The 15,545-nt window shown below is 43.3% G+C and carries 19 protein-coding genes; 9 read left to right on the top strand and 10 right to left on the bottom strand.

Features of this window, described 5'->3' with window-relative positions:
- Positions 1–11: 11 nt before the first annotated feature.
- Positions 12–1,247, bottom strand: a complete 1,236-nt coding sequence (locus LQ226_RS14095) for a TolB-like translocation protein (RefSeq protein WP_231418594.1) — start codon at positions 1,245–1,247, stop codon at positions 12–14.
- 290 nt (positions 1,248–1,537) lie between these two features.
- Here LQ226_RS14095 and LQ226_RS14090 point away from each other — a divergent pair, with 290 nt between their 5' ends.
- The 4 genes from LQ226_RS14090 to LQ226_RS14075 all read left to right on the top strand — a co-directional run bounded on the left by LQ226_RS14090 (position 1,538) and on the right by LQ226_RS14075 (position 4,722).
- Positions 1,538–2,086: a DICT sensory domain-containing protein gene (locus LQ226_RS14090; RefSeq protein WP_231418593.1), complete on the top strand. Its 549-nt coding sequence runs from the start codon at positions 1,538–1,540 to the stop codon at positions 2,084–2,086.
- A 75-nt stretch (positions 2,087–2,161) separates the two neighbouring features.
- The gene (locus LQ226_RS14085) at positions 2,162–2,758 is read left to right on the top strand and encodes an ECF transporter S component (protein ID WP_231418592.1); all 597 of its coding nucleotides are present in this window, start codon (positions 2,162–2,164) and stop codon (positions 2,756–2,758) included.
- Positions 2,755–3,984 carry a methyl-accepting chemotaxis protein gene (locus LQ226_RS14080; protein ID WP_231418591.1) on the top strand — a complete coding sequence of 410 codons (1,230 nt, stop codon included), beginning with the start codon at positions 2,755–2,757 and terminating at the stop codon, positions 3,982–3,984. Before LQ226_RS14085 ends, LQ226_RS14080 begins: the two co-directional genes overlap by 4 nt.
- Positions 3,985–4,047: 63 nt before the next feature.
- On the top strand, positions 4,048–4,722 hold the full coding sequence (locus LQ226_RS14075; RefSeq protein WP_231418590.1) for a DUF421 domain-containing protein: 675 nt from the start codon (positions 4,048–4,050) through the stop codon (positions 4,720–4,722).
- Positions 4,723–4,748: 26 nt separating this feature from the next.
- Here LQ226_RS14075 and LQ226_RS14070 read toward each other — a convergent pair whose 3' ends face one another.
- The 4 genes from LQ226_RS14070 to LQ226_RS14055 all read right to left on the bottom strand — a co-directional run bounded on the left by LQ226_RS14070 (position 4,749) and on the right by LQ226_RS14055 (position 7,677).
- On the bottom strand, positions 4,749–5,714 hold the full coding sequence (locus tag LQ226_RS14070) for a nuclease-related domain-containing protein (protein WP_231418589.1): 966 nt from the start codon (positions 5,712–5,714) through the stop codon (positions 4,749–4,751).
- A gap of 479 nt (positions 5,715–6,193) precedes the next feature.
- The gene (locus LQ226_RS14065) at positions 6,194–6,448 is read right to left on the bottom strand and encodes a hypothetical protein (RefSeq protein ID WP_231418588.1); all 255 of its coding nucleotides are present in this window, start codon (positions 6,446–6,448) and stop codon (positions 6,194–6,196) included.
- A 340-nt stretch (positions 6,449–6,788) separates the two neighbouring features.
- Positions 6,789–7,391 carry a YhcN/YlaJ family sporulation lipoprotein gene (locus LQ226_RS14060; RefSeq protein ID WP_231418587.1) on the bottom strand — a complete coding sequence of 201 codons (603 nt, stop codon included), beginning with the start codon at positions 7,389–7,391 and terminating at the stop codon, positions 6,789–6,791.
- A gap of 97 nt (positions 7,392–7,488) precedes the next feature.
- Positions 7,489–7,677 carry an imidazoleglycerol-phosphate dehydratase gene (locus tag LQ226_RS14055; protein WP_231418586.1) on the bottom strand — a complete coding sequence of 63 codons (189 nt, stop codon included), beginning with the start codon at positions 7,675–7,677 and terminating at the stop codon, positions 7,489–7,491.
- A gap of 158 nt (positions 7,678–7,835) precedes the next feature.
- Between LQ226_RS14055 and LQ226_RS14050 the strand changes: the two genes are divergently transcribed.
- Positions 7,836–8,084 carry a YhdB family protein gene (locus LQ226_RS14050; protein ID WP_231418585.1) on the top strand — a complete coding sequence of 83 codons (249 nt, stop codon included), beginning with the start codon at positions 7,836–7,838 and terminating at the stop codon, positions 8,082–8,084.
- A gap of 100 nt (positions 8,085–8,184) precedes the next feature.
- Here the strand turns inward: LQ226_RS14050 and LQ226_RS14045 are convergent, their stop codons facing one another.
- The 3 genes from LQ226_RS14045 to LQ226_RS14035 all read right to left on the bottom strand — a co-directional run bounded on the left by LQ226_RS14045 (position 8,185) and on the right by LQ226_RS14035 (position 11,156).
- Positions 8,185–8,703, bottom strand: coding sequence for an NADPH-dependent FMN reductase (locus tag LQ226_RS14045; RefSeq protein ID WP_284526789.1), 519 nt, complete (start codon positions 8,701–8,703; stop codon positions 8,185–8,187).
- Between the two features lie 147 nt (positions 8,704–8,850).
- Positions 8,851–9,573, bottom strand: a complete 723-nt coding sequence (locus tag LQ226_RS14040; protein WP_231418584.1) for an SDR family oxidoreductase — start codon at positions 9,571–9,573, stop codon at positions 8,851–8,853.
- A gap of 20 nt (positions 9,574–9,593) precedes the next feature.
- Positions 9,594–11,156: a GNAT family N-acetyltransferase gene (locus LQ226_RS14035; RefSeq protein WP_231418583.1), complete on the bottom strand. Its 1,563-nt coding sequence runs from the start codon at positions 11,154–11,156 to the stop codon at positions 9,594–9,596.
- 138 nt (positions 11,157–11,294) lie between these two features.
- On the opposite strand from LQ226_RS14035, the gene LQ226_RS14030 reads away from it, so the two are divergent.
- The 4 genes from LQ226_RS14030 (at position 11,295) to LQ226_RS14015 (ending at position 14,538) form a co-directional block, all read left to right on the top strand.
- Positions 11,295–11,690, top strand: coding sequence for a hypothetical protein (locus tag LQ226_RS14030; protein ID WP_231418582.1), 396 nt, complete (start codon positions 11,295–11,297; stop codon positions 11,688–11,690).
- 13 nt (positions 11,691–11,703) lie between these two features.
- Entirely contained in the window at positions 11,704–12,318 is a 615-nt protein-coding gene (locus LQ226_RS14025) for a gluconate 2-dehydrogenase subunit 3 family protein (RefSeq protein ID WP_231418581.1), read from the top strand.
- Positions 12,299–13,852: a GMC family oxidoreductase gene (locus LQ226_RS14020; RefSeq protein ID WP_231418580.1), complete on the top strand. Its 1,554-nt coding sequence runs from the start codon at positions 12,299–12,301 to the stop codon at positions 13,850–13,852. Before LQ226_RS14025 ends, LQ226_RS14020 begins: the two co-directional genes overlap by 20 nt.
- Before the next feature lie 80 nt (positions 13,853–13,932).
- The gene (locus LQ226_RS14015; RefSeq protein ID WP_231418579.1) at positions 13,933–14,538 is read left to right on the top strand and encodes a TetR/AcrR family transcriptional regulator; all 606 of its coding nucleotides are present in this window, start codon (positions 13,933–13,935) and stop codon (positions 14,536–14,538) included.
- Positions 14,539–14,601: 63 nt separating this feature from the next.
- On the opposite strand, the gene LQ226_RS21020 is transcribed toward LQ226_RS14015, so the two are convergent.
- Both LQ226_RS21020 and LQ226_RS14010 read right to left on the bottom strand, forming a co-directional pair.
- Entirely contained in the window at positions 14,602–14,730 is a 129-nt protein-coding gene (locus LQ226_RS21020) for a hypothetical protein (protein ID WP_255688659.1), read from the bottom strand.
- 74 nt (positions 14,731–14,804) lie between these two features.
- Complete coding sequence (locus LQ226_RS14010; protein WP_231418578.1) at positions 14,805–15,530, bottom strand: ABC transporter ATP-binding protein; 726 nt, start codon at positions 15,528–15,530, stop codon at positions 14,805–14,807.
- Between the last annotated feature and the right edge of the window lie 15 nt (positions 15,531–15,545).

Raw genomic sequence — 15,545 nt, 5'->3', positions numbered from 1 at the left:
TGAACGTTTTCCTAGTGTTCCGGCTCGTAAAACGAGATTTCACTCACATTTTCGACCCATTTTTCTGCTTTTGAACCATATTCCTCCGCTATCCAAACATCTTTATGCTCATCAATCAAATCATTCCCTCTCAGCCAAGCCAGCTTCTTCTCTTTCTCTAAGAACATAGGATGGTAGTCTCCTTTCTGTTCAGAGGGCGAAGAGATTTGATCTTGCTTTTGGCTTTCTAGATTGATTTTGTAAAGGGCAGGCTTCGGACGATTGGCAGGATCATTGGACCAATCCGCTTCTTTCACCCTCGAGGTGACAAGCTGCTCATCTGTTAACCAAGTAAAATCCAGTTCTGCATAGGACTCAGGCGTTAAGGAATTTGATGCAGGAAACTCTTTTGTCTTCAGATCCTTGTTCTTAAAACCAAAAACAAGCCGTCCACTCCCCCCGATATAGGCAAGAATGTCCTCTGAAGGAGCCCACTTCGGGGTTCCGACTCCTGTAATGATTTCATCAACAACCGAAAAGTCTGTCCCATCTGTACGAATCACACTAAGCATGTTGCTATCCATCGACCAGGACGCTGTCGGATAAACAATAAAGGACATCCATTTTTTACTTGGAGAAAATCCAAAATCCTCCGCTCCTATAGCAGGAATCTCTGCATCGTCGGTTTTTAACTGTTTAGGAATTGTGAAAAACGCTTCCGCTTCCGTATCCATAGTATCTACTAGCTCTTCAGGTAACATCTTTTTATACAGTACCGCATTCGTCCACCCTTGCGGCGTAGGCATAGCGTTTGAAGATAACAAGAATCCATTCCCTTCAGGCAGCCATGTGTACCCTCCAACCCCTACAGAGACGTTAAAGAAGTTCTTTAGATCAGAGACACTTAATGCCCCTTCATGTTGAAAGGCTATTTTATTCTCTTTTGGCGACCATTTGGCATTGAATGCATCAGAATAGATTTTTTTCTTCTTTTGTCCTTTAATCTGGTAGGTCCATAACTCATCAGAAAGCTCACCCTGCTCGTTCAGAACCCCTTTTTGCAAAAAGGCAACATACTGACCGTCATGTGACCATATGGGTTTACTTGTAACCGTCTTCGTGTGCGTGACTTTTTTCTCCTTGCCATCGTGGATCACCCATAAGTCCCCGTTTCGCACAAAGGCCGCTGTCAGGTCTGTTTTTTGAGCGAGCCCTGTTGACGGGATCACCATAAGAAAAATTAGAAAACATATCACTATATATTTCATGAGCGAATCTCCTTCAAAAAGTTGATATTCTTACCTTTTCACGAGTTCTCACTATTCATACAACCAAAAAAGATTCACACTTTTTCTATTTCTATGTTTAACATGTTTATGGTGGGGTAAATAAACTTTGATACATTAGTGAGGTAACGTATGTACAAAATCCGTACGTACTCTTCAAGACATACATAATTGATTTCACAGTCCGATCGAGCGGCTGCTTTTTTTTGGTCTCTCCCTAGTCCTTTAGACTTACACTAAAGGAAAACAATACATTTATAGGAGGAATTTTGATGGAGTTAAAGAATTTATCGCTATTTAAAGAATGTTTCGGTGAAGTGGAAGGAACGACCGACGCCCTAAGTGATGCTTCCCTTTCTCAACTAAACGCCCGTTCCATGAAGTACGAAACGAAAGTCCCTCAGCTTGAGTACATGTGTCTTATGATGGAAAACATGGTTCTAACCAAGAAACTACAAGGAAATGTGTACGCTGGTTTCCAAAAGTTTTCCCGTGCCAAAAACGTCATTGATCGCTTCCAGGCGATGACAGAATACAGTAACGTGTACATCTTCGGTGAAAATGATGCACCTATGGACCAAAATGATGGCATTAATTATATTGAAATCCCACCAGAGAGCGAGCTTATGCGTGAATGGTTCCTAGTCATTGACTCACCTAAATTTAAATCGATGATGGTCGCTTACGACATGGAAGGTTTCGGCACTCATGAAATTGAAGAAGATCGTAAATTTAGAGGAATGAAATCGTCTAATCCACGCATTATCGACAAAGCAACAGCACTTCTGGCACCTCATACGAAAGCAACACCAATCGCATAGCGTCCAGTAAACGAAGGGCAATCACCTATTCGATTGCCTTTTCTTTTTTTCTATTTCATTCAAAAGGAGATTTCTATGACGAAACTACAAAAAATGACCGCCATTGGTATACTAGCGGCCATCAGTATGATTTTATATTTCTTTAAAGTACCTCTACCATTTTTCCCAGTTTTCCTAACCCTTGATGTGAGCGATGTTCCGGCATTGATTGGCGCGATCACGATGGGCCCTGTAGCGGGAGTGATGGTTCAATTCCTAAAGAATGGCATTGAATACCTATCTCACGGCAGCTATGTAGGCTTACCGATTAACCAAATCGCAAACTTCCTATCGGGCGCCTTAATCGTCGGATTAATAGGTTTCTTCTATCATTACCAGAAGAAACTTGATTGGAAAAGCTTCGCCCTGTCCATCACGGTCTTTCTAACAGCGATGTTCTTTTTAAATTACTACTTTATATTACCTACGATCATGAACCTCCTGGGACTTAACATGGATCAATACTTAACCTCATTCACAGAGGCGAACCCATTTGTTACGGACTTCCGCACCGCCGTCTTACTCGTTATCATTCCATTTAACCTGATTAAGATCTCATTTGTGTATGCGGTAGGACTTCCCTTTTCCTTTAAACTTCAACGCATCTTACAGAAGAGGAGACTCATCGCATGAAGACCATCCAAACTCTTTCTAAACAAACGATTCTTATCATAAGTGCGCTCTTCCTCTACGCTTTAGCTCTATCGTTTTACAATTTCTATAGCACCACCCTCTACTATGCGATAGGAGGATCTTTAATCGCAACGGTTGGAGTTGCATTTCTTTTTATAAGGAACAACCTGTCTTCTAAAGGGCCTGAACCTAAGCAACCTATAGAAGATACACCACCAACGAACTCAAACGCCATCCAGACTTCTCTAGAAGAACTCCGACATTTAGAAACTCATATCGGCCACATGAACGCAATGAATAGCCAGGTTAGTTCATCTTCAGAACAAGTCAATGATCAGCTCATGGATATGGTCCAAGACATTCACCAACAGCAAGATCATATTAAGTACTTCGGAGAACAGCTTGGAAAGATCAACGGCATGATCCAGAATCTCGACGCCATAATTGAAGTAACGAATTCAACGACAGAAGAAGTCACGGAGCTTTCAAATGAAGGAAAACAAAAAGCAGATGACTTCAACCTTGTCTTCTCAAAAATTATTGCCATCACTAAACAGTTCGGAGAGTATAATCAACAGCTCCTTGTCAAAATGAAAGAAGTGACTCAAGCGCTGAGCAGTATTGAATACATCTCCAATCAAACAAACCTTCTCGCCCTTAATGCCTCCATCGAGGCCGCGCGAGCAGGGAGCCACGGTGCGGGATTCGGCGTTGTCGCAGAAGAAATCCGCAAGCTCTCCACACAAGTTAAAGGAAGCGCCGAGACCATTGAGAAAATCGTAAAAGATGTAAACACCAGCATCTCAGATCAAGAAAAATCCTACGAACGAGACATTCACGTCTTAGAAGAAGGAAAACAAAAAGGAACACAAATGATTCATATCTTTGATGACGTCATCTCAAGCATCCGAACGCTCTCAAGCCAATCCCACGAAATTAAGCGGGACTCAACCGAGGTCGAAGCCGAGAACCAACGACTCATCGACATGATGCAAGAGGTTATGACGCTCACACAAGGCCTCACGTCTAAAACAGAAGGATCATCAGAACTCACAATGGAACAACAATCCCACTTAATGGAGCTCGAAATGACCGTATCCACAATGGTCGATCATATCCAGACGATCCAGCAACACCTCCAGGAGCACGCCGAAACCTCAGAAAAAGTGGCCTGGATCCGCCCTGCTGACATGACAGAGCGTGAAAATATGAAAGTCGCGAAATAGCTTGCATACATTTCACTTCCCAACACAGACTAACGGTTAATGTTGTTGGGAAGGCGGGATCGTATGCTTAACTTTCTTCCACCGTTGTTATTGATTTTTGTCCTCTATATTTTAGTGGTTCGTTTATTGGGAAAATCAGCTCTTGCCCAATTAACCCCCCACGATTTTGCAGCCTTGTTTTTCTTAGCTTATGTAGCCTTTCAACCGATTCAAATTGATACATACGTTCAATCTTTTATCGGCATTATCGGGATCGGGCTTACTCACTATGCCCTATCCCGAATGAGCCTTATGGATGGCATCAAGCATTTTATAATCGGCCAGCCCACCGTTTTGGTTCGCCACGGCGTCATTTTACCCGAAAACTTAAAAAAGTCACGATTCTCTTTAGTCGAACTCCTCTCAGTGCTCAGAACGTCGGGTCACCCACGTGTAAAAGACATTGAATATGCCTTTCTAGAGCCAAACGGCGATGTCAGTGTCATCCCAAAACGAGAGAGTGCCCCTCTCACCCCTGCAGATATGGGGATGGAGCTACCGTACCAAGGCATTCCCTTGTCCGTCATCGTAGAAGGGAAGGTCCAGCACCGCAATCTCTCGCTCGTAAAAAAGGATGAAGCCTGGCTACTTGAACAGCTTAAAAAACAAGACTTCACTTCGACGAAGTCCATCTTTTTCGCTTATATCTTAGATGGGGATCACACTATTCATATCAGTGAGTATCCCCCACCTAATTAAAACACTCAGGTTGCCTGGGTGTTTTTTTATTGTGGTATGAGTTCTTCGATGTTTGAGGGAGTCACATACGTTAAAGCATTCGTGGAGCCTGTATAGGAAAGAGGCATACGGCTTAGTAGTTTGGCAACAGCATGCCGTGATCGTATACCAAGAAACTCCTGACATCTTTTATTAGTCAGCGTTGATCCGTATAACAAAAAGTAATCAGCTAACGCAAGACGATGAGCCTGCCTAGAGCGGGTTGAACAGTCAGGGCACTCCCAAGACAACTTGATACGAGCCATACCATATTCTTTACAGACAGGACATTGAATACCAGTTTGAATAAGAGAGGAAGGAATCGAATACATTTTGAGGATATCAGAATAAAAGGGGCGATGATTTCGAAGTAAAGATCGCTCTATAGGATCCAAGGAGAAAGACTTTTTATTTTCATAAAAAGCATAGAGCTTCTTAATTCGCTCGATGGTTACATCTAATTGAGTGATTGGAACAGAAAGTGAATCTTTAAAATGTAGTTCGGTATTAGGATTACTAATTGATACAAGAGGCACTATTGGATAAGTGTAGACCTCATGTGCCTGGAACCATTGCTTTAATTGGATAAGTTGCCGGTTAACCTGGGCCAAAGGGTTTTGATATTTCTTTGTAATCCCTTGTTTTACAACTGTAAATTGCCCTAATTCCTCATCAACCGTTATCACCCCAGCCAAATTCTTTACTTCAATCAAGAAACCAACATTCGGAGTAAGTACAAGGGTATCAATTTGAAATGAATTCCCATATAAATTTAAACGAAGATCATGAAAAATTCGATAAGTGGAAAAAGGCAGAAACCTTAAAAAATAATCTAACGCCTGTTCGCCCCGGTAACCAGCCCACCTTCTATTAACATCCTTCTCAATCAATTCTCGCTTCGGATGCTGTTCAGGCAACCTTCTGAGCAAAGCCTCTGTTTGCCTAATGACAGGAGGTACTGTTCGCTTTTTCATGTTTACCAATTAATCACTTCCTTTCAAATTTAATATAGCAAGACTAGTTAGAAAATGGAAATAATTTGTCCTCTTTCCTAGAAGGCAGGGGTTGGCTTGAGCCGGTGTGAGAGAACTTGAGTCGCTGCGGCGGAGCTTGAGCCGGTTCTCGAGCCTCTCCTTCCCAACTTGAGCCCATTCTCATCCGCCTCTCATACTTGAGCCACTTTCCTCTTGTCTCGAGCCGGTTTTCTCCTACTTGAGCCACTACCTACCAGCTTGAGCTCATTCGTACTCACTCGAGTCGTTCTTTTCGACGCTCGAGTCAATTAGTCCTTTTCTTGTGTCACTTCTCCTTTGCTTGAGTCGCTCCCACGCTACTTGAGCCGCCACGCCGCTACTCGAGCCTCTCTTTCGCAACTTGAGCCCATTTCTCATCCGCCTCGCATACTTGAGCCACTTTCCTCTTGTCTCGAGCCGGTTTTCTCCTACTTGAGCCACTACCCGCCAGCTTGAGCCCATTCGTACTCACTCGAGTCGTTCTTTTCGACGCTCGAGTCAATTAGTCCTTTTCTTGTGTCACTTCTCCTCTGCTTGAGTCGCTTCTCCTCTGCTTGAGTCGCCACGCCGCTACTCGATCCTCTCTTTCGCAACTTGAGCTCATTCCTCATCCGCCTCTCATACTTGGGCCACTTTCCTCTTGTCTCGAGCCGGTTTTCCCCTACTTGAGCCACATCCCGCCAGCTTGAGCTCATTCGTACTCACTCGAGTCGTTCTTTTCGACGCTTGAGTCAATTAGTCCTTTTCTTGTGTCGCTTCTCCTCTGCTTGAGCCACTCATCCGATACTTGAGCCGCCACGCCCGAACTTGAGCCTCTCCCCCGCTACTTGAGCCGCCACGCCCAAACTCGAGCCGCTCCCCCGCTACTTGAGCCGCCACGCCCAAACTCGAGCCGCTCCCCCGCTACTTGAGCCGCCACGCCCGAACTCGAGCCACTCCCCCGATACTTGAGCCACCTCACCCAACTCGAGCCTCTCCCCCACTCCAACCAAAAAACAAAAAAACCCCCGCACTCAACGGGGGTCTCATCTCACTCTATTTAGCTTCCGGGAAAATACGTTTAATCATCTGACCAAACTCATCAAAGAATCCACGAACCGGTTTGCCGTTTTGTACGTTTTGAACATAGTCGCCTGTCATGTCAAAGAAGTCAGGGTTTGCAGAAACGAATACATTGTTAATGTCTTTGTCTGCAGATTTTGCCGCTTTAGCAATTTTCTTCTTTAAATCGTCATTTAATTCTTTTGTCGTTTCGCCTTTTTTCACAACAGCCACATAAGCATTACGGTCTGTTTTTAGCACGTAAGCGCGTTTCACTTGATCGACATCTGCTGTGATTTTATCAGCTACTTTATTCGCTACACTGTAACGACGATCGTCGTCTTTGTATGTGTCTTCATTGCCCACATTTTCTTCGCCGTAATCTTGGCCATTATTCATTTGACCATCGTATGGACCGTTGTCATAATTCACTTGGTTGAAGCCATCTTTTTGAGCATTGTAATTCTGCTCGTTATGAGCGCTCTGTTCATAGTCATTACCTTTTGTGCCCATGCGGGATTCCTTGTCACCCTCTGCTGAACATCCAAATAATACCGCTGCAGAAAGAATGGATACACCTACTAACTTCATATTCATGTTAGTACCTCCTAGTTGTTTTTGTGCCCTTAGTATGGAATCGTTCATCCGCCTTTATACGAAAATAAGCACGCCCAAATTTTGGGCGTGCTTTCTTTTAATGATTTCCTGGATTCTTTAATTGGGACTTAGCCCCTTTTTTTGAACGGTATTCTGTTCCTTTGTTGTTATCTCCAGAAGCGATTTCTTTGCCAAATTCTTCGTTCATTTTACCGCCTTTTAATTTCCCTGTTCGTTTTGGTGAGCTTTGATTTTGACTGCCCTTACTGCCATTACGACTTGTCATATGGAGTCACTCCTTATTTTCTTAATAAGGATATTATCCGAATCACTCCGGTAAACTATTCAGGCATTGTTTGACAAGATCGCCAACAACGTCAAAGAGTGAAGAGCTTTATTCTGGTCAAACTACAAGTAACCCTTTCTGAAAGGGGCAATGCCTCAGTGACAGTATATATAGCTGATTATGATAAAGCTTTGTATTTTACACTTTGGGGGCAATGGGACGACTTACTTATCTTAATGGTACGCACGAAAGATGATTTTCTCGCTAAGAAAATCGAGTCCTTTCTCCATTCGTATCATTATTCTCCTGATGAGCAAGCCGTGATGACATCTCATGAAGATCTGATGCACTATATCGATCATGCGATGATCCATATGCCTGCCTTTTCCTATACAGAAGAAATTTAGCATACAAGGCGCTCCATAAAGGGGGCGTCTTTTTTATGCTTCAAACCATCCCAAAAACCCTCGCAGTCCTTAAACCGCGAGGGTCCCCCTCTCCATATGATTACTTTACATAGCGATCCAAATAGCTTTGAAATTCATCTAAAACAAATTGAACCTTCTCCGTAGCGTCTTCTGTTAAACAATCTTCGTCCCTTATGAAACAGTGCGGGTCCAGAACGAGTTGATTTGGGATGACATTCGCATAAAGGCCACGTCCAATCGTTCTCATTTGATTAAGGGAGTTAATACCACCCTTACCGCCACCAGCTACCGAAAACAGTAATGTAGGCTTATGACGGAAGTGGTCTCCTCCAAGAAAGTCGAGAGCGTTCTTTAAAGCTCCACTCATGCCACTATGATATTCCGGAGACAGCCAAACGAAAGCGTCGGCTTCCATCGCGGTTTTTTGCAACAACTGAACTTCAGCAAGATCTCCTTGGTCTTTCTCACCATTAAACATGGGTAAGTTCATCGTGCTTAAATCCACTAAATGAGCATCCATGCGTTCGGCTATGTGTTTAGCCGCAATGCGCGTACGCCCGTATTTTCTTGGTGTGCCGTTGATCACTACAATGTTCATTTTCTTCCTCCTTTGACGGTGCCTTGAGTCCTTATGTAAGCGTTTATGTCAGAGAAGGGGCGTATTAAAAGCATAACATTCTTTCAAAAGTTTAACAGTTCTCAATAATTAAAAGCGGCCAGCTTAAGAGCTTGGCCGCTTTAGAATTTACGTTCTTGGATACTGCTGAATAAGAGGGTGAAGATGCATCTCATCAATTTGCATATGCTTCGGGGCACTTGCCATATAGACCGTAGCCTCTGCAATATCTCCGACCTTTAGCCAATCTTGTTTCTCTGGATCTCCTTGCTTGGACTCAGCAAAGTAAGAGTCGACCATCCCAGGGTTAATTGTCCCTACGCGGATGCCATACTCTCGCACCTCTTGAGCAACGGAACCCATGAATCCTTGCACGGCATATTTGGTTGAGGTATACAAGGACCCATTCGGAATTGTATAACGCCCTACATCAGAGGAAATTGTAATGATTGTACCTGCTTTTTGCTTTTTAAAAGTTGGAATGAGGGCTTTTGTACAGAGAAACACGCCTTGTACGTTAATCTCAAACGCCTTTCTCCATTCTTCCACGGTTACGTCTTCCACAGGCTTAAACATGCCAATTCCGGCATTGTTAATCAATATATCCACTTGTCCGTATGCATTTTTCGTTGCCTCGACTACATGATCCACTTCATCTTCGTTACTCACATCAGCCTGGAAGGAGAGAATGTTTCTATACCCCTCTTCTTCTAACTCTTGTTTCGTTGTGTGAATGTGGTCGGAACTCCCAAGTATAGAGAGATTCGCGCCCTTTGCAGCAAACTGCCTGGCTATTTCTTTCCCGATCCCTCTAGAAGCTCCTGTAATGATGGCCGTTTGTCCTTCAAGCATTCTCGATCACCCCTGATCTATTAGTCGTTTTCTACAACTTCTGTTGTTAAGTTCTTATAATTCGTTTCAAATAAATCTCTTCGGCGGTCCCTCAGTTGGCGAACTGTTCCTGATTTTCTCTGACGCCTTAACACTTCAAGATCGACATCACCAACGACAACCGTTTCTGTGTTCGGATGACTTTCCCCTACGATCCCGTCTCTTGCAAATTCGAAATCAGACGGCGTGAAGATGCCAGACTGTGCATATTGAACGTCCATGTTCTCTACTTGAGTTAAGTTCCCAACCGTACCCGCAATAACTGTGTATACCTGGTTTTCTACAGCGCGAGCCTGTGCACAATAGCGGACGCGGAGATACCCTTGCCTATCATCGGTACAGAATGGGCAGAAGATAATATTCGCTCCCTGATCAACCGCATAGCGAGATAATTCAGGGAATTGAACGTCATAGCAAATTTGAATCGCAATCTTACCACAGTCTGTATCAAACACTTTAACTGTATCGCCTGCTTGAATGCCCCACCATTTCTTTTCATTTGGTGTGACATGAATTTTATATTGCTTCTCGATCGTCCCGTCTCTTCGGAACAAATAAGCAATGTTATAGATCTGGTCCTGTTCTTCGACAAAATGAGATCCACCGATAATATTTACGTTATATTTAACAGCTAAGTGTGTAAATAGTTCAATGTAATCCTCTGTGTATTCCGTTACTTTACGCACAGCTTTCGAAGGAATCTTTTCATTAAACAACGACATCAGCTGCGTTGTGAAGATCTCAGGGAACAGCGCGAAATCTGATCCGAAATCGCTCGCAACGTCGACGTAATATTCCACTTGTCGGGCAAATTCATCGAAGGTGCTGATATTCTTCATCATATACTGTACCGCTGTTATGCGTACAGGGTAAGAGGTCTTAAAATATCGTTTCGTCGTCGGACGATAGTCTACATTATTCCACTCCATTAACGTCGCATACTTGCTAGAAGCCTGATCATCAGGCAAATAGTTCGGATTGACCCTCATGACTGTAAACCCATTCATAATTTGGAAGGTTAAGACCGGATCATAAATATTTTTATTCATCACCTCTTTAACATACGTACGAGGGGACATTTGATCTTCGTATTGATGGTAGTTCGGAATGCGTCCACCAATAATGATACTTTTAAGATTCATTTGCTGCGCCAATTCTTTTCTTGCTTCATATAAACGACGGCCAATTTTTAACCCGCGATATTCAGGATGGACCATCACTTCGATCCCGTACAGGTTATACCCTTCAGGATCATGATTCGTAATGTACCCTTCATCTGTAATATCGTCCCATGTATGCTGATCGTCATATTCATCAAAGTTTACAAGGAGACTTGAACAGCTCCCAATAATTTCTCCATCGGCTTCTACACAAAACTGCCCTTCAGGGAAGTGCTCTAAATGACTTTCTAGATGAGCTTTTTCCCAAGGCTCCATATTTTGAAAACAAATAGCCTGAAGCTTCATGATGTCCTCAATATCTTCGTGCCTTATATTTCGAACAATTACTTTTTTCTCAAACTGGGATAAATCTAACTTTGACATGACTCACTTGTCCCTTCTGTCAAAAATTTCTCTCTATTCTATCGTAATCCTAAATCTCCTTTTCTGTCTAGGTTGATGATGTATAGCGTCCCCATATTTGCCCAAAAATAGATGTAAATACATAGATGAGGTGAACGTATGTTAGAGAACTGGGATTCATGGACTTTAGGAAAAGTACTCACCCTTTTCCTCACACTAGGTATACTCATGATTTGGGCTCAAATCACCGTATGGCATCACAGAGGAAAGTTTCATAAATGGCAAATGTGGATCCCTGTTTTTGCCTTACCGTTTTTTGCATTAACAAGCTTCCTCGTGGTTGTCTTCCCGTTTTCATGGGCAGGATGGTTACAAACGGTTATGTGTATAGTCGTGCTATTAGCAGGAATATACGGTGGCATCCTTCATATTGGAGCCATTGCCAAACGAACAGGAGGAATTCGTTATGAGAACCTTCAGTCAGGCCCCCCTTTTGTTCTTCCGTTTACAGTAGCAGCTTTTGCGATGATTCAATTACTTAATTTATGGTATTAAAGGAGAGACCGATATGGAGCAACAACATCCGAAACGAACGTATTATCCTACTTATGACGTGATGAGCGAGAAGAAGGAATGGGATCCTGTTACTCAGGAGGTACTGTTTTCGCGCATTCACCCATCAGATGGGGCCATCTTAACCCCGGATATGAAAAGGACTTTGCAGGCTTTAGCTAAAACATTATTTCCCTCCCACCTCGGGGAGCAAACCTTGAGTCTGACTATGGTATTAGACCAGCGTTTAACTCATAGGAAGCTAAAAGCTTTCCCTAAAGGAACCGATTTATCCAAAGAAGAAATCATCTTAAAGGGACTAACGTTTATGGAACAAGAGTCCATAACGGAGCATGGAAAAACCTTTTATATGCTTGATGAGAGCATAAGGAACAAGCTTGTAAGAAAGTGGAGGGAAAGCGACGGTGACCCAAGTATTTGGGCAGAAGTTCATAGCGACCTCTTCTTCTCAACGGTATCTGCTGAAATTGTGAAGATCATTTACTCTGACCCATCTATATGGTCAGATATCGGATATGGCGGTCCCGCTTTCCCACGAGGTTATTACGCATTTGGTCCTCACCAGTTTGATGAGTGGGAGGCTAAGCCTCATGGCGAAAACTTCATATGATATTTGTATCGTAGGGGCCGGAGCAGCTGGATCTGTGATTGCTGCCCATTTATCTAAGACGAATTTAAACGTTGTCATGCTCGACGCAGGTCCTCACCGGAACCCTGAGCAAGATTTCGCAAGCGATGAACTTGAAATGGAGAAACTGTTCTGGAACGAGCCGCGAGTCAGTGTAGGACAGGATCCTCTCGACTTGTACAGAAGCACTTCCGGTAAGGGAGTTGGGGGAAGTGCGGTTCATTACACCGCTCAACTTTTAAGATTTCATCCTAGTGATTTTCAAACACGTAATTCAGAAGGCATTGGAGAAGATTGGCCGATTTCCTACGAAGATGTAGTGCCTTACTATGAAGACATGACCAACCGCTTGTCTCTTTCTGGACCAAACCGATTTCCATGGCCCGAGTTTGGTGGAAAGTATCCTTATCCGGCACATCATGACCTTTCCAATAATACGTTAAAATTTCGTGAGGGGTGTGAGAGGCTCGGCATGAATCATGCAGTCTCCCCTCTAGCGATCCTCTCTGCTCCACTAGAAGATAGACATCCTTGTATTAATCGTGGATTCTGCGAAGAAGGGTGCATGCCGAACGCGAAAACAACACCTTTAAATACGTTTATACCAGAAGCTCTAAAGGGCGGTGTGACTCTTTTACCAGAAGCCACGGTCACTCATCTGACCACTGACAAGACCAAACGCGTTAAGACTGTCCATTACAAGATGGATGGAGATCCTCACGAAATTGACGCAAAAGTCGTCGTGCTCGCTTGTTATGCCATTGAAGCACCGAGACTTTTACTTCATTCAAAGAGCGAGGACTTCCCTCAAGGGTTGGCTAATTCTTCTGGTCTTGTAGGCAAGTACTTGATGACAAATCTTAACGACCGTTTGATCGCCAAATTCCCTGAAGAAATAAGAATGTACAGAGGAAATCCGGTCCAAGCGCTAACCATGGACCCATATTTAAGCGGGAAGGAAAAGGGGTTTAAACGTGGGTTCATTTTAAATTCGTATGGCATGCGTCCGATGCGATTGGCGACCCTATTTTTAGAAAACGATGAGACGTGCATTGGTGAGAATATGAGAATGAGAATGCTCGATTACAACCACTTTGCAAGCTTTGCGATGTTAGGTGAAGTTGTTCCTCAAGCCAGTAATCGAGTCACGTTAACAGACCAGCTTGATGAATACGGTGTCCCTATTCCGAAGGTCACGTTCTCTTATCACGAAAATGATCACCGCATACGGGAAGAAGCGAAGGAAACGCTGAAATTAATTGCTTCAGCAGCGGGTGGTGAACCGATGTATCACTTACGAGCTCATGCCCATCTTATGGGAGGTTGTCGGATGGGGAATGATCCTGAATCATCTGTGGTCAATAGTTATGGACAGAGTCATGACATCGACAATTTGTTTATTGCTGGAGCACCGACCTTTGTAACCGCCCCTTCTGCTAATCCCACCTTAACCATTTATAGCTTAGCCAAGCGCTCAGCAGAATACATTGAAAGATATGTCAAAGAGATGGGCTAAACGCTGTCATTTTGATTTGAAGGATATGAATTGATTTGCTTCAAAACCCACGGTATGATGGGAATGAAGAGGTGGAGCCTATGAATGGTTTTGAACGAAGAACCGAACTTAAGAAGAAAAAGATCTTACATACAGCTTTTGAGCTGTTTTCTAAATATGGTGTTCAGAAAGTAAGTATACAGGAGATTGCAAAAGCCGCCCAAGTCTCCCAAGTAACGATTTATAATTATTTTGGAAGCAAAGACCAACTTTTGCTCGAAGCCGTTAAACTGTATGGCTTTGAACGCCTTAAGACATTTCAGGATTTAATCGATGACTCCTCTCTTTCTTTTGAGGAAAAAATTCGTCATATTATCACATCGAAAACGACAGACATGCTAAACTTTGACCTCGATTTCATGCAAACGTTGATGTCAAACCAACCAGAAATTAAAGAATTCGCTAATGAATTTGCTCAAAACCACTCTATTCCTGTGTTCATGAAGCTAATTGACCAAGGTAAAGAAGAAGGCGTTGTGAATCATTCTTTATCTGCGAATATGATTATGTTTTACATCAACATGTATCACCAAACGATGCGCAATCAGCGTGAAATGTTTCACGATAAAGAAAGCACTCAACAATTCACTGAAGAATTGCTCCAATTATTCTTTTACGGCATCAGTGGACAGCAAAACCTAAATTAATTCCCTACATCCTCACTCGTACGAAAAAATTTCCACTTATAGAGCAGGCACCCGAGGCTCATATTAATAGTACGCTTCAAAAGACACAAGCGAAGCCATTCCATGAAGGCGTTCACTAGGAACATCCTTCATCCCATTTTCTGATTGCCACCCTCCTGCTGTAAGGGTTCTAGATGATAAGCGATTGCTCATTACACGGAATTGAAGTAACGGAGGAACGGCTCTAAAAAAGGCTCTCTTACCTAGGTAAGAGAGCCTTTCTGTATTTACACATACTGAAGAATGCGGGAAAGCTCTGCATCCTGGTTGTACGTTTGCATCAATTCGTTCTTCTCAACCAACAGACGATCCTTACTCCCCTGGAAGACCGGGGCCCCTGAAGCGAATAACAAATACTCATCACTCAGTTGGTTCAATTCGTACCAGTCATGACTAATGTATAGAAGGGTTTTCCCTTCAGAGTGGAGGGTTTGAAGCCAGCCTATAATATCTTCTTTAGCGGCCAGGTCTACCCCAGCCGTTGGTTCATCTAATAAGCAAATAGCCGGATTCTTTAGCAGCCCAATACACATGTTTACTTTTCGTTTCCATCCTCCGGAAAGTCGGTTTATCCGTTGATCAAAAACCTCGTTCAGGCGTAGTGTTTGGATCATTTCTTCTAAGAATCCCTCATCCACTCCTCTAGGCTCTAGTTTCTTCCAGAATGAGAGTTGCTCTTTGACGGTTAATTCTTCGTAAAGGGCAATGTCCTGTGGAACATACCCAATATCAGCCCGAACTTGTTTGATCACTTTCTCATAAGGTTCATTATAGAAAGATACAGTCCCCTTTGAGGGTCTCTCCAGTGAAGCGACCATTTTTAAGAACGTTGACTTCCCAGCCCCGTTAGGTCCAATAATGCCTACAGAACTCCCTTCTCTTACCGTGAGGGAGAATGGGTGCAGAACAGTCTTTCGCTTATACCACTTCGATACGTCTTCAAATCGGATCACATAATTCCCTCCTTT

This window comes from Pontibacillus sp. HN14 (assembly GCF_021129245.1).
In the GTDB taxonomy this organism is placed as follows: Bacteria; Bacillota; Bacilli; order Bacillales; family BH030062; genus Pontibacillus.
The sequence above is the reverse complement of the archived record's forward strand: the minus strand, read 5'-3'. Positions and strand labels throughout refer to the sequence as shown.

What these genes read in the sequence shown, in the direction of transcription:
- LQ226_RS14020 (WP_231418580.1), top strand. Translation starts at nt 12,299, where the DNA reads ATGGCGAAAACTTCATATGATATTTGTATCGTAGGGGCCGGAGCAGCT.
- LQ226_RS14040 (WP_231418584.1), bottom strand. Translation starts at nt 9,573, where the DNA reads ATGCTTGAAGGACAAACGGCCATCATTACAGGAGCTTCTAGAGGGATC.
- LQ226_RS14065 (WP_231418588.1), bottom strand. Translation starts at nt 6,448, where the DNA reads ATGAGCTCAAGCTGGCGGGATGTGGCTCAAGTAGGGGAAAACCGGCTC.
- LQ226_RS21020 (WP_255688659.1), bottom strand. Translation starts at nt 14,730, where the DNA reads ATGAGCAATCGCTTATCATCTAGAACCCTTACAGCAGGAGGGTGGCAA.
- LQ226_RS14090 (WP_231418593.1), top strand. Translation starts at nt 1,538, where the DNA reads ATGGAGTTAAAGAATTTATCGCTATTTAAAGAATGTTTCGGTGAAGTG.
- LQ226_RS14075 (WP_231418590.1), top strand. Translation starts at nt 4,048, where the DNA reads ATGCTTAACTTTCTTCCACCGTTGTTATTGATTTTTGTCCTCTATATT.
- LQ226_RS14055 (WP_231418586.1), bottom strand. Translation starts at nt 7,677, where the DNA reads ATGACAAGTCGTAATGGCAGTAAGGGCAGTCAAAATCAAAGCTCACCA.
- LQ226_RS14095 (WP_231418594.1), bottom strand. Translation starts at nt 1,247, where the DNA reads ATGAAATATATAGTGATATGTTTTCTAATTTTTCTTATGGTGATCCCG.
- LQ226_RS14045 (WP_284526789.1), bottom strand. Translation starts at nt 8,703, where the DNA reads ATGAACATTGTAGTGATCAACGGCACACCAAGAAAATACGGGCGTACG.
- LQ226_RS14035 (WP_231418583.1), bottom strand. Translation starts at nt 11,156, where the DNA reads ATGTCAAAGTTAGATTTATCCCAGTTTGAGAAAAAAGTAATTGTTCGA.
- LQ226_RS14030 (WP_231418582.1), top strand. Translation starts at nt 11,295, where the DNA reads ATGTTAGAGAACTGGGATTCATGGACTTTAGGAAAAGTACTCACCCTT.
- LQ226_RS14060 (WP_231418587.1), bottom strand. Translation starts at nt 7,391, where the DNA reads ATGAATATGAAGTTAGTAGGTGTATCCATTCTTTCTGCAGCGGTATTA.
- LQ226_RS14070 (WP_231418589.1), bottom strand. Translation starts at nt 5,714, where the DNA reads ATGAAAAAGCGAACAGTACCTCCTGTCATTAGGCAAACAGAGGCTTTG.
- LQ226_RS14015 (WP_231418579.1), top strand. Translation starts at nt 13,933, where the DNA reads ATGAATGGTTTTGAACGAAGAACCGAACTTAAGAAGAAAAAGATCTTA.
- LQ226_RS14085 (WP_231418592.1), top strand. Translation starts at nt 2,162, where the DNA reads ATGACGAAACTACAAAAAATGACCGCCATTGGTATACTAGCGGCCATC.
- LQ226_RS14025 (WP_231418581.1), top strand. Translation starts at nt 11,704, where the DNA reads ATGGAGCAACAACATCCGAAACGAACGTATTATCCTACTTATGACGTG.
- LQ226_RS14080 (WP_231418591.1), top strand. Translation starts at nt 2,755, where the DNA reads ATGAAGACCATCCAAACTCTTTCTAAACAAACGATTCTTATCATAAGT.